The sequence below is a fragment of the Saccharibacillus sp. O23 genome, assembly GCF_002205895.1.
GTDB lineage: Bacteria > Bacillota > Bacilli > Paenibacillales > Paenibacillaceae > Saccharibacillus.
The window spans coordinates 136,669-152,170 of sequence record NZ_NJDE01000003.1 but is presented as its reverse complement, the minus strand read 5'-3'; the positions used below and the strand labels follow the sequence as shown (position 1 = coordinate 152,170).

Sequence of the window (15,502 nt, the reverse complement as noted above, 5' to 3'; positions counted from 1 at the left end):
TTCCGTCAGTCCGACAAGCCCGTGCTGCGCAGCAGATTGACCAGCATCGCGGCCGCTTCGCTGGCGGTAGCGGTGCGCTGCGCTTCGATCTTGCCGCGGTCGCCTTGGAAAATGCCTGCCGCATAAGCGGCTTCCACGTAATCGCCCGCCCAATCCGATACGTCTGCCGAATCGGAGAACGAATCGTTCGCCGTGCCGGTAACCGGCTTGATCGCGTTCAGGGGCAAATCGAACTGCCGGCTGGCGTTCACCAGAATCGCGATCATTTCTTCGCGCGAGATCGCCCCGTCGGTCTGAGCGCCTTCAGGCAGCCCGTCCAACAGACCCGCGCTGCGAAGCGCCGCGACCGCCGAGACTTTGCCGGTTCCGTAGTCTTCCAGACCGAGCGCTCTCACCGCCATGCGCGCGAACGATTCGCGGTCCAGCGGAGCCGAAGCGGAAGCACCGCCGAGGAAGCCTTTGGTCGTGGAATCCGTCAGAGCGCCGTCGAACCATTTGCCGGCCGGATTCGGCGTGTCGTACTGCACGAGCATGACCGGATTGCCGCCTGTCGTATGCAGAACCGCTTGTCCGTCTTTGAACGTGACCGGAACCGGAACGTATTGGCCGTTCACCAGCATCACCGCGCCCAATTTGGACGTATCGCTGCCTTGCGGAATCGGAATGGTTTGCTGCCCGTAACGCTGGTCGTAGCCGGCGATTTCGGTCGTACGGGTTCCGCTGCTGGCGAGCATGCGGAAGGTATAAGCGTCGCCCAGAGGCGCGGCTCCCGGCACTTTCGCCCACGCGTCTGCCGAAGCGATAACCGGCGCTTTTTCGATTTGAATCATGATGTCTACCTGATCGGCGGTCGTGCCGAGTTTTTGCGCGGCTTCGGCCAGACGCAAACGATCCGTCGGGAAGGTGATGCCGAAGTCGGAAGTGCTGATCGAAAGTTTGTTGGCGTTAGCGCTTAACGGAGACAGCATGCTGCCGGTCAATACGGTTTGCAGGTCCGTTCCTTGGAGCTGCGGCAGGCGATAAGCCAAAGTTTCGCCTTTTTTGCCTTGATCCGAAGCTTGCGTCAATCCGACGGCGGTGAGACGCAGCTCCGCGCTCGCCGCGCCGCTCGGTTTGACCGATCGCGACAGACTGGCCGAGCGGGAAGTCAGATTGCCGGCGGATACGGCCAATACTTGGATCGAATCTTCCGGATTTTCGGGCGCGACCGGCGCAGGGACATAAGTGTATACCGGAGTCGGATCGGGGATCGGCGTCGGATTCACGGGAGGAGGCGTCGTGCCGCCGTGATCGCTTCCGCCTTCTCCGAGCGTTTCGCTGTTATCGTTTTGACTGTTCGGATTCGGTTCGGCGTAAGCCGAAGAGATTCCCAGATACTGACTCAGATACGAGTAGGAATCGCCTTCGTAAGCGGCCGGATCGGCGTTCGTTACCGCAGGAGCTCCGCCGAAGAGTTGGGCGGTCATGCCGGTGGTTAAAATAGCGGAACGCAAAATCACGCTTTTTTTGCGGGTACTGCGCGGCGTTTTGTTTTTTGGGCTCATCGAAACACGCTCCTAGAGGTTAGTTTGCGAAGCATTCATTAACGTGAGGCATGAAGGGACAAGCAGCTTGGCGGCTTCGAGTTCCCGGCTGACGACGCCGACTTTGTTCATATTCGCCTCGTAAAGCCAGATCGATCCGTCTTGTTCGATGCCCAGATCGAGTCCGATCTCCCACAGCCGATCTTCCAGACAGTCGTCGATCCGGTGCGCCGTCGCATAGGCGACATGGTCGATTCGCCGCTGCATCTCGTCTTCCTGACCCGGGAACTGGTAAGGCAGGAACCAATGCCATTGGGTAAACGCGCGCAGATTCGTATGGTGATTGACGACTTTGTGGCGCTGCTGCGTGGAGATGTACGGCATGTACCCGATGATCCGGAATTCGCCTTGATCGTCGCGGATCAGATGGACGCGGATATGAAACGGCAGACCTTCCGGACTTACGCTGTCGATAAACTTTTGGAGCACCATGTCTTTGGCCGAAGCCAGGCCGTCCATCAGCGCGGTCATCTGTTCGAGCGTCAGCAGATGGTTGTACAGCGGATCGTCCACCCGGTACAGATCGCCTTCGCGGCGTACGACGATGATCGCCGAACCTTTGGTTCCGCCGCTCGGCTTGATCACGGTTTGTCCGTGGCGATCGACGAATTCCAGAGCGGTTTGCGCGGAATCGAGCGCGGCGTAGGGAATCAGATGCGGCGCGACCTCGGGATCTCCTTCGAGCATTTCGTAAGCTTTGACTTTGTTGAAACTGCCTGCCGGACGCGTATGGGTGGTCGGAATGCCTTCGAGCCGAAGATAAGCGCTCTCCGAACGGCGCAGCCCTCTTTCTTTCAATCGGTCGTACACGACGTCCGGCAGGCGGCGATATTGAGAGACCCATTTGCCGGCGCTGAATACCATGGCTTTGAGCAGCGGGGAAGGAAACGCGGCATCGGCCGGGCGGAAACAGAAAAAGTCGCTCTCGTGCGCGGCGCTGGCGAAAGCCATCGCGTCGTGCAGCCGGAATTCTTCGTCCCGTTCGGAGACCAGCATTCCGATCGCGCGGCGCGTGCGGATACGCGCGGTCCGCACATCGTGCATATGGCGGCAAAAGTCGATCAAGCGTACGGCGCGAAGGATTTCGTGGTCGCGGGTTTCCGGCGACGTGTTCGCTTCCAGAAAATGCAGTCGGCCTTGACGGTCGAGCAGCAGATCGATCCCCAGTTCGTTGCAAAGAAACGGATAAGGCCGGTTGACCGCTTCGGCCAATGCGAGAGCGGTTTGTTCCAGCTTTTTGCGCATGGCGGGGGCTTGATCGCCGTGTACTTCGCGCAGCGTGGCTTCGAGGTCGGGGCTGTCGCTTTCCGCGCTCAGATTGCTGACGAACGATCCCGGACGTCCGACGCGCGGATAAAGGCGGGTGACGCGGAATTCGCCGTGTTCGTCGCGCTGCACATGCACGCGGTAATCGAGCGGTTGATCCTGTCCGATCAGCGTCGGTCGATACGCTTGAACGAGATGATTTTTTTTGGCGATCCGCGTTCTGACGTATTTCAGCATCTCTTGCCGCTTCATGACCCGCGTCATCCCTTTGCTTTCTTCGATCCGATAACCGCCGGTTGCGGGCCGGATACGGATCAGCCCGTCGCCTCGCCGTCCGTCCGTCGGTTTGAGCACGAGATCGTCGTGCGATTCGAGCATGTCCAGCACGCGCTCAGGCTCGTCCAGCCTCTCCGTCGGCAGCAGAATCTCCGCGAACTCCGAACGCAGACTGTCGTATACGCTCGCTTTGTCGCCGATCAAATGCACCGCGAACGGCACCGCCGCGCGCAGCGCTTTTTCTGCTTCGGGACGTTTGGCCGCAAGTTCCGGGTACTCGTTCAGCACGATGTCCGGATACGGCGTTTCGCGCAAATGGAATTGATCGCCGTGCGGATGGAGCGCTGTGATCGTTCGGCGTTCGGGGTTGATGTCTTCGACGCCGAAAAAGCAAAGCGAGACGTTTTGGCGCGCGGCTTCGTCCTGTATGGCGGCGATCCGCTCGGGGCCGATAGCTTCGAACGGGTTTGTCCGATGATACACACCGAGTAACATAGACGGGCGTTCCTCCTGTTCGATTGAATAGAAAAGCGGGACTTTTGACCGGCATCCGATCAAATTTGAAGTATATATCGGTTGAAGGAAGGTTTTATCTGAATGATTTTGACCTTTCGATTTTAAAAAGGTTCATTTTATCGACATTATTCGTGCAACTATCTTGGATATAGAGGCGAATCTCTTTCTAGCGGATCGGGAAGGGCTCTTCGAACGTTCCGGCAGACCCGCGACTGTGGGCTTGTTCATCGCGCTCCGCTCGGGAATCGGTTATAATGCCTCATGATTCGGAGGGACGCAAGGAGGCGGACGGATGAAAATCGGTCGGTATCGAGTACGCTTTCAAACGACGACTACCTTGATGGTGCTGGCGGTCGTGGCGCTGGCTTTATCGGCTTTGTACGCGATGATCAGTCTGGAGATTTCCCGTCATACGCGGGAAGGATTGGAGCAGCAGGCGGTCGGAATCGCGCGCACGGTGTCGCATGCGCCGACCGTGCAGGAAGCTTTGTCTCCCGGCGGAAAGCGCGAAGCGGTGCAAGAATACGCGGAACAGGTACGAACCACGAACGGCATTCAGTTCGTGGTCGTGATCGATATGAACGGCATTCGGTTGTCGCATCCCAATCCGGAGCGGATCGGCGAGCATTTCTCCGGCGGAGACGAAGAACCGGCGCTGCACGGACGAGAAACGATCTCGGAAGCGAGCGGTTCGTTGGGACGCTCCGTACGGGCTTTTGCGCCTATTTATGGAAAAGACGGCCGGCAGATCGGCGCGGTGGCGGTCGGCTTGTCGCTCGACAGCGTCCATGCGGCGGTCGGACAAAACATGTGGATGCTGTACGCGGGAATCCTGCTCGGCGGATTGCTCGGAATTTGCGGAGCGGTGCTGCTGGGACGCAAACTCAAACGCGTGATGTTCGGCATGGAACCGGAAGAGATCGCCCGGCTGCTGGAAGAACGGAGCGCGATGCTTCAATCGGCCAAAGAAGGGATTATGGCCGTAGATAAACAGCAGCGCGTCACGCTGATCAACGCCGAAGCCCGCCGTCTGATCGGCATCGGCGACGAACTCGCCTCTTCGGAGTCCGATCTCGACGCTAAGGACGCGCCGTATGCCGGCGAACGGGAAGAAGATTTCCTGTCGCTGCTGCGGATGGATCGCGTACTGGAGAGCGGCGAACCGGTGCATGATCTGGAAGTGGAGCGCGGCGGAACCGCCCTGCTGGTCAATGCGGTTCCCGTCGTTATCGACGGGCGCGTCGAAGGCGCCTTCGCCACCTTCCGCGACAAGACGGAGATCGCGATGTTGATGGAGCGCCTATCCGGCATTTCTTTGTATGCGGACGCGCTGCGCGCGCAGACGCACGAGTTCATGAACAAACTGCATATCATCATGGGCTTGACCCATATGAAGCGCTACGACCGATTGGAAGAATATCTGAAAGAAGCCGTGCCGAGTCTTCAGATCGAAGCGGGAGCGGTCGTGACACAGGTCAAAGACCCGGTCATCGCGGGCTTCCTGCTGGGCAAACTCAGTCTGATGCGGGAAGCGCGTATCAGTCTGCGGGTACGCGAAGACGGGATGCTGCCCGAAGCGCGGGAACCGGCGGTCTCGCGCGAATTGGTGACGATCGTCGGCAATCTGCTGCAAAACGCGATGGAAGCTCCGAGAGCGGAAGGTCAAGCCAAAGCGATCGAGATCGGTTTCGATTACGCGGAAGGCTGGTTGGAGATCGAAGTGCAAGATAACGGGATCGGCATCGCTTCGGAAGTCGCGGAATCGCTGTACGATCAGGGAAGTTCGACCAAAGGGACGAACCGGGGAGTCGGGCTGTATCTGGTGCGCCGCAGCGCGAATCGGCTCGGCGGCACGGTGACTTTCCGCAGCGAGCCGGGCGAAGGTACGCGGTTTCGGGTAGAACTGCCTTATCCTACGAAGAACGGAGTGGATTGAGCGGATGATTAAGGTGTTGATCGTCGAAGACGATCCGATGGTCGCGGAGATGAACCGCTTCTATCTCGAACAGGTCGAAGGCTTTGTCTGCGGAGGCTGGGCGCGTTCGCCGCAGGAGGCGCTGGAACGGTTGGATCAAGAGCCGTTCGGCTTGATCCTGCTGGATTTGTACATGAAAGAAGACAACGGATTGGAGCTGCTGGCCGAGATTCGCCGGCGCGATCTTCCGGTCGACGTCATCGTCATCTCGGCCGCCAGCGACAAGAGCAGCATTCAGCGCGCGCTGCAAAACGGCGTCGTGGACTATCTGATCAAGCCTTTCGAATTCGGCCGGTTCAAAGACGCGCTCGGCGCTTACCGCGAGCGCAATCGCCTGCTGCGCGATCGTTCCAGCCTCGATCAGGCCGAACTCGACGCGCTGACCGGCCGCGCGTCGGACGCGCCGGCTCGCCTGACGGGCGCTCCGCTGCCCAAAGGATTCACCAAGCATACGCTGCGCGCCGTCTGGCAGGCGATCGAATCGGTTCCGGGCGATTCGTTCTCCGGCGAGGAGATTTCCGCCGCGACCGGCATCTCGCGCGTCTCGGCCGGCAAATACCTCGCCGGCCTCGCGGACATGAACGTGCTGGAAATGGATCAGATTTACGGCACGATCGGCCGTCCCGTGCAGCGATACCGCGTTCTGCCGAACGGACGGTCGCTGATCGAAGCGTATCTGTAACGATCCGCATCCGCTGACGGATGCCGTCGGCCTGCTGCTGTAGACGTACAAAAATAAAAGACGCTTCTTTCGAACGCTCCTGACAATAAGCTGTCAGGAGCGTTCGTCTAGAATAGGATTATCCGATACGACAAGGAGACGAGATCCCCATGACTTCGAACCGACCCGAACACCTGGATTCCGATTCGCAAGGCGGCCCTATCCTGCAAAGCGTCGAACGATCGACGGCTCATTATCTGGAGCAAATGGAGGCTCTAAGCTTGGAACAGCTGCGGCGTCAGCCTGCGGACGACGAATGGTCGCTCGGGCAAATGCTGCTGCACTTGGCTCAAGCCGCTCTGCGCATGCAGTTCGAGAACGCGCGCAGAAGCTTGGCGGACGCGGATACGGCGTCCGAGCCGGCTCCCGCTCCGTCGGAGGAAGACTCGCCGACAGGCAAGACCGAAGCCGGCGAAGCGACGTTCCGTGCCGGCAGCTTCCCGCCCGATCCGGTCAAAGTTCCGGCTTCGCCGCAGTACACGCCGCTTCAACCCGGCAGCAAAGCGCAGATCCGGGCCGCGCTCGAAGAAGTGCTCGAAGCGCTGCGGGAACTGGAACCGGAAGCCGCGCGTTCGGCTTCGCAGCGAACGGCTTTGCATCCTCGCCTGGGCGGATTGACCGCCGCAGAATGGCTGCGCTTGACGGAGATGCATTACCGGCATCACCGTCTGCAAGAAGCCCGGCTTCTCGCTTGGCTGGAAGCCGGACCTGCGACGGCTCGGTAATCCGCTTAACGCGCCGTCGGTCGTTATGTACGGCGAAGCGGCCGATTTCCGCCGCTTCGTTGACGGCTTTTGCCCCTGATGATACAATGTCGGCAATTTCCATCCGTCCGCAGGGCGGGGGCCGGCGCGATATGGTGCTTCGTCCTTACCCGGACGGAGCTTTTTGTTTATGGCCCGACGAATGACGAATCGGCACAAGGAGGAGAAGAGAATGGGAGAACGCGTCGAATGGACGGAATTCGGCAGCGACGACGAAGTGCTGGACAGTCGTCCGTTCAGGCAGGACGAGGTGCGCTGCAATCTGATGCAGCTGCATCGATACATACCGGAGGCGCTGCGCTTGAAAGCGGCGGACGGAAGCGCGGCTTTGACTTGGATGCCGGATCGGAACGGTTGGATGTGGTTCGATTCGGCGCTGGAACCGGAAGAGCGCCGAGAACGGATCGACGCCTTGTCGGACGAGTTGGACCGGCGGCAGATCCGTTTGAGAGGAATCAGCGGCGATCCGGAAGACGTGCGAGTCTTCGCGGCTGCGTACGCCGAGCGCGGCGGCTCGGAGTGGGGAGAACATATGGAGTTGGTCGCGTATGCGTGCGAGAACGTTAGGGCGCCGTCCGGCGTACCGGGACGGGCGCGCCCGACCGGTTCGGAAGACGCGCCCCGAATCGCGGAATTTCTGTCGGGATTCGTTCGCGACGCGTTCGGCGAAGAACGCGCCGCCGAGCATTTCGCGGAGAGCGCGGCGGAGATGGCCGTATCGGGCAACGTCTACTTCTGGGAAGTCGACGGCGTTCCGTCCGCGATGGCGCAGCTCGCTTCCGCTTCGAAACGGCATCGCCGAATGAACGAAGTGTATACGCCGTCGGAGTGCCGCAAGCGGGGCTACGCCAGCGCTTTTTTACCTTATCAACACTAAAGGTAAGGTTACGCTCCCCTGAAACGCACTAGAAACATGTGCGTTTCAGGAAAACGTAAACCTCTGATCAAGAGTTGAAAGGTGATTGGTCGCCGAGCTTTGCGCCAAGCTGCTGCGCGAAGGATTGACGCCGATGCTGTACGCGGATAAACAGAACCCCGACTCCAACGGCGTATACCGCAAAGTCGGTTTCGTCGAAACGGGCCGGATTCTGGATGCGCGTTTCTCGTAACGGACAAGCTGCCCTTATTCCGAAGCCGGGAACTGCCCGATAATCAGAGATTCCAGCAGCGCGTAAGCCCTCTCGAGATCGAGTTCGGGCTGAAGCAGCTTCTGAAGAGCCAACCCGTCGAAGCAGGCGAGCAGAACGGCGGAGAGCGCTTCGTTTTCTTCGTCGTCCAGGCCGTCGAGCGTGCCGCCGAGCACGTTCGAGATGCCTTCGCGCCCGATGCGGAGCAGTTCGGCGACGTCGCCGGACAGTTCCGGATTCCGCAGTCCTTGAGCGAACAGCTCATAGCGCAGTTTGTACCATTCGGGCTCGTGCTTTTCGGGTTCGCTCCGGTCGGGCGCCACCGTTTCGGTTTCGCCGGACGGATCGGATGTCCCTTCCGCGAACATGGCGCCGAAATGCGCTTCGTACAGCCGACGGCTGCGGCGCACGACTTCGCGCAGAATGTCTTCTTTGGTCTTGAAATAGTAATGGATCAAACCGGGAGCGGGCAGGCCGGCTTCGGCGGCGATGTCTTTGATCGAGGCGTCCGCGTACCCTTTTTGCGCGATCGCGCGCGAAGCGGCGTCGACGATTTGCTGTTTTCTCGGATTTTCTTTCAATGACGCCCCTCCTTATTCTGTCCGTCATCCGTAAACGTGCATCCAGCGTAGCAGGTCGGTCGCCGCTGTGCAATTTTTATAGATAAAGAAGGAATGAACCATGATAAAAAAATGGCTGATCTTGACGTTCGGTCTGATCCTGATTCTGGGCGTGCCCGCCGCGGTCGCAGCCGACATGCTCGTCTCGCAGCGCGATCTGCCGAAGGCGGCGGACGGGCGGATCGACTTGAGCGGTTGGGACTACGATGAACGCGGAGCGGCGGAACTGGCGGGCAAATGGGAATTCTATCCCGGCGTGCTGTTGGGGCCGGAAGATTTCGCGCCGGATCGGGCCGCGCCGTCCGGCAGAGAAACGCTCGAAGTACCGGGGGCTTGGAATTCCGCCATGCCCGAGGGCCCGCTCGGAGCGGGAACGTATCGGCTGATCGTCGATTTGGGCCGCAAAGCGGACGAAGATTACGGCGTGAAGATCAACAATGCGCGCATGGCCAGCCGCGCTTATTTGAACGGCGAAGAGATCGGCGCGAGCGGCGTGCCTGCGCCGAACCGGGAGTCCGGCACGCAAACGAACCTGCCTTATATCGGCATCTCGCATCTGAGCGGTTCCGCGGTCGAGCTGATCGTTCAAGTCGCGAATTACAGTTATGCGTCCGGCGGAATCGTCGATTCGATTTCGATCGGCCCGGAGAACGTGATCCTGCGCGACAAGCAGACCGATTGGGCTCGGGATTTTGCCGCCTTTTTCGGATTTTTCCTGCCGGGTCTGCTGTTCCTGCTGCTGTACGTCCTGCACAAAAGAGAACTTCCGCAGCTCTACCTCGGGCTGTTCAGCATGTTGGGCGCGCTGTACATTCTGACCCACGGCGAGAAATTGATCGGATTTTTCCTGCCGGATCTGCCTTATTATGCGGTCATGAAGCTCCAAGCGGTCTCGGCCAATCTGATCTATCTGATGCTGATCGCGTACATGAACGAGTTGATGAAAGGTTCGATCCATCGCTATATGATGCGCGGGTACGCCGTATTGGCGGCGGCCGGAGCGCTGGCGGCGCTTGCGCTGCCGATGGAAGTCTTCTCCCGCATGGAATACGTCATTCTGGGCGTCGGTTTGATCAGCGTCGTCTATACGACGGCCGTCACGGTTCGTTGGATTCGCAAAAAGCCCGAAGACTTGGATCTGGTCACCATCGGCTTGATGAGCATCACGATGTTCATTCTGCTCAGCCTGGCGGATCTGGCCGTCGGATTCGATACGCGCTGGTTGGTGATCTACGAATTGGTATTGTTCGTGCTGGCGCAGACCGTTCTGATCATTCGCCGCTTCGTACGCGCGTTCGCGGACGTCGAACGGTTGTCGGATCGCCTGCTGACGCTGGACGGGCTAAAAGACGAGTTTATGGCGAACACGTCGCACGAATTGCGCACGCCGCTGCACGGCATCATCAATATCGCCCGTTCGATGTTGGAAGGGGCGGCCGGACCGGCTTCGTCGAAGCAGCAGGAGAATCTGGCGATGATCATGACGACGGGCCAGCGTTTATCGCTGCTTGTCGACGATATCTTGGACTTCGCCAAGCTGAAAGAAGGACGGCTTCGTTTGTCCGTGCGCCCTCTGGTGCTCTCGTCGGTCGTGCAGTCGGTGGTCGAGGTCATCGAGTATGCGCTGGTCGGCAAACCGATTCGGATCGTCCGGGAATGGCCGGAAGACCTGCCCAACGTCACGATGGACGAAGACCGGCTGCGGCAAATTCTCTACAACCTGCTCGGCAATTCGGTCAAGTATACGGAAAAAGGCGAGATTCGGGTTCGGGGGACGGCGTCCGGCGATTGGGTAACGGTCGAAATATCGGATACCGGCATCGGCATCGAACGCGAGCGTTGGCCGGACATTTTCCGGCGCTTCGAACGGTTGGACACGCCGGAAGGCATGGCGGGCAACGGTCTCGGACTCAGCATCACCCGGGAATTGGTCGAATTGGGCGGCGGGCGTATCTGGTTGGAATCCGAGCCGGGCACCGGCACGAGTTTCTTCTTCACGCTGCCGGTGTCTTCCGAACAAGCGGGGCAAAGCGAGGCTCGTCTGCTTCGTCTGATGGAGCAGGCAGGCGTTCCCGAAGGCCGGCGCGCGGAACCTGCCGGTTCCGAGCCGACGGAAGGGCTTGATCCGCCTGCCGGCGAAGCGGGCCGCGTGCTGATCGTCGACGACGACCCGGTCAACCGCCGCGTGCTGCATAACCTGCTGGCGACGGCAGGCTATGAGACTTGGGCCGCGGAAGGCGGAGAAGAAGCGCTGAACCTGCTCGACCGGACGCCGGGCATCGAATTGGTCGTCACCGACTGGATGATGCCGGGCATGTCCGGGCTGGAACTGTGCAGACGCCTGCGCGAACGGCGTTCGCTGGCCGAGCTGCCGATCCTGCTCTTGACGGCCCGGAGTCTGCCCGAAGACATTCGGGCCGGGTTCGATGCCGGGGCGAGCGACTTTCTCGGCAAGCCGGTGGATGCCGGCGAACTGCGGGCGCGGGTCCGCACGCTCATCGGCATGCGCCGGGCCGCCGAAGAAGCGGTCAGCGCGGAGATGGCCTTTTTGCAAGCGCAGATCAAGCCGCATTTTCTGTACAACGCGTTGAACGTCATTATCGCGACCTGTCCGGTCGATCCGGATCGCGCCACCGAACTGTTGATCGAGCTGAGCCATTATCTGCGCGGCAGCTTCGATTTCAGCAATCGGGACCGCCTGGTGCCGCTGCACAAAGAATTGGAGCTGGTCGGTTCGTATATCGCGTTGGAACAGGCCCGATTCGGCGAACGGTTGACGTTCGAATACGAGGCGGACGACTTGGTCGGCGTGCGGGTTCCTCCGCTGTGCATCCAACCGCTGGTCGAGAACGCCGTAAGGCACGGGGTGATGCAGCGATCGAGCGGGGGCATCGTGCGCCTGTCGGTTCGGGATAACGGTTCTTCGGTGTCGGTGAGCGTGTGGGACAACGGGGTCGGGCTTCGTCCCGAGCGATTCCGCGAGATCATGGCCGGGCGCGAAGGCGGGGTAGGGCTGCGCAATATTCATCGGCGTCTATCGGCGCTGCACGGCGCGGCGCTTCGGCTGGAAGAAGGCGGCGAACAAGGCACGACGATCGGATTCGATCTGCCCAAGAGCCTTTCGCTCTGATGTCGTCTTCTCTGCGGGATCGGTTCGTTTCGCCGGCCGACGTTTTTCTGTAACCGGTCGTGCGATCAGGCCGAAGATTTGCTTGTTCAGAAATTGTTCAGCTTGATCCGCTATGCTGGAGGAATCGGACGAAGCGTCCGTATTGCCCGGGAAAGGGATGAGACATGTGCGGATCTATATCTTGGACGGCGACGAAGACGCTTGTACGGTAACGGCCGGAATGTTGACGGATTATGCGGATCTCGACTTGGTCGGCTGCTCCTCCGATCCGTCTCTGGGCCTTTCGGAAATCAGGCGTCTCGGTCCGGATGCTCTTTTCGTGGAAACGAGATTCGGAGCGATGTCGGGCCTTTCGTTCTGCGATAAACTGCGTCTCGAGCTTCCCGGACTGCGTGTCGTTTACGTGACGGGAAGCCGGGAATACGCCATCGAAGCTTTTGAACAGCAAGCGTTCGATTATTTGATCAAACCGCTGTCGCGGGAACGGCTGGAGCGGACCGTAAGTCGGCTCCGGCGTTTCGGCGGAAGCTTGCGGCAATAGATAACGAAAATCATACGGAATCGGAGGAAAAGCAGGATGCGGGCAATGCTCATCGATGACGAACAGCCGGCCTTGATGCATCTGGAACGACTGCTTCGGGCAGACGGAAGAATCGAACCTGCGGCGCTCTGCATGTCGGCGCGCGAAGGGCTCGAACGATTGGCGCGGGAGCCGATCGACGTCGTTTTTCTGGATATCGGCATGCCGGAGATGAACGGTCTTGAAGCGGCCGAGCATATCCAGCAGGCCTATTCCCGCATTGCGATCGTGTTCGTGACCGCGTATTCCGAATACGCGGTCGAAGCGTTCGAGCTGCAAGCGATCGATTATCTGCTGAAGCCGATCGGAGCTCCGCGCTTGCGCAAGGCGATCGATCGGCTGGTCCCGCAAGGAACCGGGCAGACCGTGGAAGAAGACCGAGAACCGCCGGCCGCGGAAAAAACGAATGCGCCTTCCGCGCCGGCGGATTCGTCGCCTCGGGATGCCGAGAAGGGTCCGGACATCTTGACGTTCGGACGTTTGGAACTGGCCGATTCGGCTTCCGGCCAAGCTTATCCGATCAAATGGCGGACCGCCAAGATTCAGGAGCTGTTCGCCTATCTGCTGCACGGGCGCGAACAATGGGTACGCCGAGACGAGCTGATCGAATGGATCTGGCCCAACGTTTCTCCCGAGAAAGCGGCCACGCATCTGCATACGTCCGTGTACCGGCTGCGCAAGATCTTGAACGAATGGGCGCCGCAGATGAAATTGGAGTATCGGCAGGAGAGCTACCGGCTGCTGCGAGGCGGAGCGGAGACCGACGCCGAGCGCCTGGAACGCGAAGCGGCATCGCTCGCGGCCGAAGACGCGGACCGCGCGGAGCGACTGCTGCCGCTCTGGAGAGGCGATTATCTGGCGCATCATGATTATGCGTGGGCCAAATCGCGAGCCGCCGACTTAAAACGCCTGTGCGTGCAGCTCGCGCTCTATTTTGCCGAAGACAAGCGAATCAACGGCAAACACGAAGAAGCGATTCGGCACTTGTCGGCTCTGCAAACGACAGATCCGTTCAACGAAGAAATCTGCCGTCTGCTGATGCGGACCCATGCGGAACTGGGCGACAAGCGCGGAGTGCGAGAATGTTACCAGATGCTGCGCCAACGGCTCGAAGAAGACTTGGGCGTCGAGCCGGAGCGTCAGACGGAAGAGTTATACGAGCAGTTGGAAAACTGAAAGGCGAGGCTTCCCGAACCGCGCTGCGTGAAACCGAAGAGTCGGCAAACGAAAAAGCGTATAGAAAAACCCCTATTCCCGCGTTGCGGAAACAGGGGTTTTTTCTGATTTGACCGACGTCGCTCAGTCGGCTTGCTTCTGCGGCACGGCGCAGGAACCGTCGGAGCAGCCGTCCGCTTCCGCGGAGTCGTCGCCCAATACGGTAAGGGGCGAACGTTCGCCCCAAGCGCGGGTCAGCGCCTGATCGAACACGGAATCCGGCTGCGCGCCCGATACCGCGAATTTGCCGTCCAGCACGAAGAACGGTACGCCGCGCACGCCCAGATTCATCGCTTCGTTTTCGTCGGCGCGAACGTTCTCCGCATAAGCGTCCGATTTCAGCACGTTCAGGACTTCTTCTCGGTCCAGTCCCGCTTCGGCGGCCAGCTTCGCCAATTCTTCATGGTCGCCCAACAAGGCGCCTTCCGTGAAGTAGGCTTTCATCAAGCGTTCGGTCAGTTCCTGCGGAACGCCTTTTTCGGACGCGAAATGCGCCAGACGATGCGCGTCGAACGTGTTGGCGTAACGCATCCGGTCGAAATCGTAGTTCAGGCCGACCCCGCGGGCCGCTTCGCCCACGTTGCGGTTCGCTTCCATCGCTTGTTCGCGGCTCATGCCGTATTTGCCGGCCAGCAGATCGTGGATATCGCCTTTGGCTTGCAGCGGGGCATTGGGATCGAGCTCGAAGCTTTTGTAGACGACTTCGACTTGGTCTTTGTTCGGGAAACGCTCGAGCGCGTGTTCCAAGCGGCGTTTGCCGATATAACAGAACGGGCAGACATAGTCCGACCAGACTTCGATTTTCATGGGAAAAGGCTCCTTTATTCGCCGCCGCGCGACTTTCGCACGCATAGGCTTCTGAAATTTTACTTACTAAAAATTATTATAGTTACATTTAGTAAGTTAATCAAGCTTTTTCGCCGAATGATTTGCCGTATCGCGATCCGAAGTCTCGAAACGACGAAAATCCCGCCTCGCGGACCGGCGCGGGCGGGATTCGGAAGACCGGATGCGGCGGACGCATACGGGAAAGGGCTCTACCTTAAGCGCGCGGCTTGAAGATGCCGAACGCTTTGCCGATCGGCAGGAACTCGCGGCCGAAATGCGCGTTCAGCACATTGGCGCCGCAGCCGTACAGCGACAGGATGCCGATTCCCATCTCGGCGTAAGCGGCCAGTTCGTGGAAGAACTCCGGCGCGCCGAAGGCGTCGAACGACAAACCGAGGAACAGCACGTCGATCAGGCAGAAGATGAAGAACAGCACTTTATTCGTTTCCATCGCGCCGATCGTCATGAACAGCGTGAAAACGAGATATCCGGCAAACGCGAAACCGAGCTGTTTGCCGTCGATCGACGCGGCCAGCTCGGGTCCGAACGTGCCGAGTTTGATCAGCCAGTTGGTCGCCATCGCGAACCAGAAGAACGCGTAAGCGCCGAAAGCGGTCATGCCGAACGTATTGTTGTGTTTCGCGTCCTGAATGCTGGCGAAGAGTTGGGCGAAAGCGCCCAAGAAAACGGCCCAGGAAGCGGCGTAGCCGAGGCCTTCCGTCAGCCCGAGCTTCTGCGACGAAGCGACGAGAGTGACGATGGCCAGACCGAACAAGCCGATCGCGCCAGGATCTGCGGTCACGACTTTGACGGGAGTAGGGGACGGATGGTTCATGGTTCTTGTTATTCCTCCAAGCTGTATAAGTGAAATGGCGGACATCCGCCGGCCGGATATTCCTAT

Annotated in this window: 13 protein-coding genes; 8 read left to right on the top strand and 5 right to left on the bottom strand. The window is 59.7% G+C overall.

Features of this window, described 5'->3' with window-relative positions; all coding sequences use genetic code 11:
* Nucleotides 1–5: 5 nt before the first annotated feature.
* Nucleotides 6–1,544: an S-layer homology domain-containing protein gene (locus CDO73_RS04735; RefSeq protein WP_088487354.1), complete on the bottom strand. Its 1,539-nt coding sequence runs from the start codon at nucleotides 1,542–1,544 to the stop codon at nucleotides 6–8.
* A gap of 12 nt (nucleotides 1,545–1,556) precedes the next feature.
* Nucleotides 1,557–3,620: a YheC/YheD family protein gene (locus CDO73_RS04730; protein WP_088487353.1), complete on the bottom strand. Its 2,064-nt coding sequence runs from the start codon at nucleotides 3,618–3,620 to the stop codon at nucleotides 1,557–1,559.
* 313 nt (nucleotides 3,621–3,933) lie between these two features.
* Between CDO73_RS04730 and dcuS the strand changes: the two genes are divergently transcribed.
* The 5 genes from dcuS to CDO73_RS26675 all read left to right on the top strand — a co-directional run bounded on the left by dcuS (nucleotide 3,934) and on the right by CDO73_RS26675 (nucleotide 8,210).
* A complete protein-coding gene (gene dcuS, locus CDO73_RS04725) occupies nucleotides 3,934–5,577 on the top strand; it encodes a DcuS/MalK family sensor histidine kinase (RefSeq protein ID WP_088487352.1) in 1,644 nt (547 codons plus the stop codon).
* Nucleotides 5,578–5,581: 4 nt separating this feature from the next.
* Nucleotides 5,582–6,298, top strand: a complete 717-nt coding sequence (locus CDO73_RS04720; protein ID WP_088487351.1) for a response regulator — start codon at nucleotides 5,582–5,584, stop codon at nucleotides 6,296–6,298.
* 149 nt (nucleotides 6,299–6,447) lie between these two features.
* Nucleotides 6,448–7,062 carry a DinB family protein gene (locus tag CDO73_RS04715; protein WP_088487350.1) on the top strand — a complete coding sequence of 205 codons (615 nt, stop codon included), beginning with the start codon at nucleotides 6,448–6,450 and terminating at the stop codon, nucleotides 7,060–7,062.
* A 211-nt stretch (nucleotides 7,063–7,273) separates the two neighbouring features.
* On the top strand, nucleotides 7,274–7,978 hold the full coding sequence (locus tag CDO73_RS04710) for a hypothetical protein (RefSeq protein WP_088487349.1): 705 nt from the start codon (nucleotides 7,274–7,276) through the stop codon (nucleotides 7,976–7,978).
* 85 nt (nucleotides 7,979–8,063) lie between these two features.
* Nucleotides 8,064–8,210 (top strand): GNAT family N-acetyltransferase, encoded by a 147-nt coding sequence (locus CDO73_RS26675; RefSeq protein ID WP_179218576.1) that lies wholly within the window; start codon nucleotides 8,064–8,066, stop codon nucleotides 8,208–8,210.
* 14 nt (nucleotides 8,211–8,224) lie between these two features.
* Here CDO73_RS26675 and CDO73_RS04705 read toward each other — a convergent pair whose 3' ends face one another.
* Nucleotides 8,225–8,809 carry a TetR/AcrR family transcriptional regulator gene (locus CDO73_RS04705; RefSeq protein ID WP_088487348.1) on the bottom strand — a complete coding sequence of 195 codons (585 nt, stop codon included), beginning with the start codon at nucleotides 8,807–8,809 and terminating at the stop codon, nucleotides 8,225–8,227.
* Nucleotides 8,810–8,909: 100 nt separating this feature from the next.
* Here CDO73_RS04705 and CDO73_RS04700 point away from each other — a divergent pair, with 100 nt between their 5' ends.
* The 3 genes from CDO73_RS04700 (at nucleotide 8,910) to CDO73_RS04690 (ending at nucleotide 13,734) form a co-directional block, all read left to right on the top strand.
* Nucleotides 8,910–11,978, top strand: coding sequence for an ATP-binding protein (locus tag CDO73_RS04700; protein ID WP_088487347.1), 3,069 nt, complete (start codon nucleotides 8,910–8,912; stop codon nucleotides 11,976–11,978).
* A gap of 166 nt (nucleotides 11,979–12,144) precedes the next feature.
* Nucleotides 12,145–12,519 (top strand): LytR/AlgR family response regulator transcription factor, encoded by a 375-nt coding sequence (locus CDO73_RS04695; RefSeq protein ID WP_179218574.1) that lies wholly within the window; start codon nucleotides 12,145–12,147, stop codon nucleotides 12,517–12,519.
* Between the two features lie 36 nt (nucleotides 12,520–12,555).
* On the top strand, nucleotides 12,556–13,734 hold the full coding sequence (locus tag CDO73_RS04690) for a response regulator (protein ID WP_088487345.1): 1,179 nt from the start codon (nucleotides 12,556–12,558) through the stop codon (nucleotides 13,732–13,734).
* A gap of 123 nt (nucleotides 13,735–13,857) precedes the next feature.
* On the opposite strand, the gene CDO73_RS04685 is transcribed toward CDO73_RS04690, so the two are convergent.
* Together CDO73_RS04685 and CDO73_RS04680 are read right to left on the bottom strand one after the other, a co-directional pair.
* Nucleotides 13,858–14,580 (bottom strand): DsbA family oxidoreductase, encoded by a 723-nt coding sequence (locus CDO73_RS04685; protein WP_088487344.1) that lies wholly within the window; start codon nucleotides 14,578–14,580, stop codon nucleotides 13,858–13,860.
* 235 nt (nucleotides 14,581–14,815) lie between these two features.
* Nucleotides 14,816–15,436: an acetate uptake transporter gene (locus CDO73_RS04680; protein ID WP_088487343.1), complete on the bottom strand. Its 621-nt coding sequence runs from the start codon at nucleotides 15,434–15,436 to the stop codon at nucleotides 14,816–14,818.
* Nucleotides 15,437–15,502 lie beyond the last annotated feature (66 nt).

Bases quoted from the DNA above. Each gene is read 5' to 3' on its own strand.
- CDO73_RS04735 (WP_088487354.1), bottom strand. From the start codon at position 1,544: ATGAGCCCAAAAAACAAAACGCCGCGCAGTACCCGCAAAAAAAGCGTG.
- CDO73_RS04730 (WP_088487353.1), bottom strand. From the start codon at position 3,620: ATGTTACTCGGTGTGTATCATCGGACAAACCCGTTCGAAGCTATCGGC.
- dcuS (WP_088487352.1), top strand. From the start codon at position 3,934: ATGAAAATCGGTCGGTATCGAGTACGCTTTCAAACGACGACTACCTTG.
- CDO73_RS04720 (WP_088487351.1), top strand. From the start codon at position 5,582: ATGATTAAGGTGTTGATCGTCGAAGACGATCCGATGGTCGCGGAGATG.
- CDO73_RS04715 (WP_088487350.1), top strand. From the start codon at position 6,448: ATGACTTCGAACCGACCCGAACACCTGGATTCCGATTCGCAAGGCGGC.
- CDO73_RS04710 (WP_088487349.1), top strand. From the start codon at position 7,274: ATGGGAGAACGCGTCGAATGGACGGAATTCGGCAGCGACGACGAAGTG.
- CDO73_RS04700 (WP_088487347.1), top strand. From the start codon at position 8,910: ATGATAAAAAAATGGCTGATCTTGACGTTCGGTCTGATCCTGATTCTG.
- CDO73_RS04690 (WP_088487345.1), top strand. From the start codon at position 12,556: ATGCGGGCAATGCTCATCGATGACGAACAGCCGGCCTTGATGCATCTG.
- CDO73_RS04685 (WP_088487344.1), bottom strand. From the start codon at position 14,580: ATGAAAATCGAAGTCTGGTCGGACTATGTCTGCCCGTTCTGTTATATC.
- CDO73_RS04680 (WP_088487343.1), bottom strand. From the start codon at position 15,436: ATGAACCATCCGTCCCCTACTCCCGTCAAAGTCGTGACCGCAGATCCT.